Source organism: Halomonas sp. SIMBA_159 (genome assembly GCF_046536035.1).
Taxonomy (GTDB): domain Bacteria; phylum Pseudomonadota; class Gammaproteobacteria; order Pseudomonadales; family Halomonadaceae; genus Vreelandella; species Vreelandella venusta_A.
This window is the reverse complement of the sequence record NZ_JAWJBT010001471.1, coordinates 1-241: the sequence shown is the minus strand read 5'-3', so window position 1 is coordinate 241 and position 241 is coordinate 1. Positions and strand designations below refer to the sequence as shown.

Sequence of the window (241 nt, the reverse complement as noted above, 5' to 3'; positions counted from 1 at the left end):
CTGGCAAGAACGTGACTTATATTCATACGGTACGCCACTGCTGTGGCAGGGCAATTACCGGCAGGGCAAAATGATTGGCCTGTGGCAGGCACTATCTGACGCCGGGCATTTACTGGCCTCGACTAAGTATGATGACAATGGCCTTAAGCAAGGCAAAAGCTACCGCTTTAACGAAGACGGCAGCCTGATTTCGGTTGAAGAGTTTAAAGACGACATAGCACCCGATTTGCCTCGCTATTAC

Annotated in this window: 1 protein-coding gene; it reads left to right on the top strand. The window is 50.2% G+C overall.

Features of this window, described 5'->3' with window-relative positions; translation table 11 throughout:
* Positions 1-241, top strand: a 241-nt coding sequence (locus tag R0J87_RS24130) for a toxin-antitoxin system YwqK family antitoxin (protein ID WP_498889574.1), incomplete at both ends; no start/stop codon positions are given.